This window comes from Candidatus Pelagibacter communis, from assembly GCF_001179985.1.
GTDB classification, from domain to species: Bacteria; Pseudomonadota; Alphaproteobacteria; order Pelagibacterales; family Pelagibacteraceae; genus Pelagibacter; species Pelagibacter ubique_J.
The window spans coordinates 1-1,288 of the sequence record NZ_CVSI01000029.1 but is presented as its reverse complement, the minus strand read 5'-3'; the positions used below and the strand labels follow the sequence as shown (position 1 = coordinate 1,288).

Sequence of the window (1,288 nt, the reverse complement as noted above, 5' to 3'; positions counted from 1 at the left end):
AGCAACCAAATCTTTGGTATCACTTCCTGATTTAATCAAAAAATTAACTACCTTTTTAATGATTTCTTTGTAGGCACCTTTCCACCCAGCATGTATTGCTGAAATTATTTTGAGTTTTGGGTCATAAATAATTACAGGCGCGCAGTCAGCAGTCAAAATACCCAATACAATATTTTTTTTATTTGTTATTAAAGCGTCTCCAACTAGCTTTGCTTTATATTTTCTTTTATTTACATAGAAAAACTTATTACTATGGACTTGATGTAACAATACTAATTTTTTGTGAGTTGAACCGATTTTTTGACAAGCTATTTTAAGATTTTTTGTTACGTTTACTTTTGCATCAGATGAACCTCTTCCACAATTTAAGCTTTTATATATTCCTTTAGATTTTCCGCCTTCCATTCCTAGAAAGCAGTGTCTAATACTTTTATACTTTAACAATTTTTTTGATAAAATCATTCAAACCCAAAAAATTTTTTATTATTACTTTTATATGCAAAAATAACTTTGAATAACTCTCCCATTGAGCCTTTATTTAAAAGTCTTGAAAGCGTTGTGACCATATATTTTTTTTGTTTTTCATTCATTTTTTTTTCCAGAATCTTAGCTCTTTCGATAATCCCCATTCTTTCTAAAAAAAATTTCTGTGTAACTACTCTTTTAACATTTAATTTTTTTTTTGAAAAAAATTCATTTAATAAGCTAAAATTTACCAATGAAGTGATATCTGCATTACCAATATACTTTAATAGGTTTTTTTTGTGAATTTTTCTGTTTTTCATCACAATTTGTATAGTACTTTCATTTAATGCTCCCATATAACCGTAATCAATTAATAGCACTCCTCCAGATAAAGATTTTATTTTTTTTATAATTTTGCTTAATTCCCCAAGACCTTGCTTTGGGTATTCAATAAATTTAAGGTTTTTTAAAATTTTAAAAGATCTTAAGTTAATTAGATCACTCAATTTAGGCTTGCACTGGGTTTCATCAAGAAATTTTCCATTAAAAATATAGCATTTTTCTAATAATTTTTTATCCTTTATAAAAAATTGTTTTATTGGTATTGCATCAAAAAATTCGTTACCAAAAAAGATAATAGGACCGCCCTTTATGTTTTTATAATCACTTATCCACTTTAAATTAGTTCCTTTTAATTTTTTTTTTTGAATCCTTCTTAAAAATTCACTTTTTTCATATAAAAAAAATTTTACAGAATTATTAAAAGTTGGAAAATTTTTAAAAGTTTTTACTAATACTTCCGACAAACTTCCATCACCTGGGC

General features: G+C 25.9%; 2 protein-coding genes. Both read right to left on the bottom strand.

Features of this window, described 5'->3' with window-relative positions; translation table 11 throughout:
• Window positions 1-462, bottom strand: a 462-nt coding sequence (locus AMN80_RS01725) for a purine nucleoside phosphorylase YfiH/LACC1 family protein (protein ID WP_143323370.1), incomplete at its 3' end; no start/stop codon positions are given.
• Window positions 459-1,288: SAM-dependent methyltransferase (locus AMN80_RS01720; RefSeq protein ID WP_075520300.1), on the bottom strand; the 830-nt coding region annotated here is incomplete at its 5' end. The genes AMN80_RS01720 and AMN80_RS01725, both read right to left, overlap by 4 nt.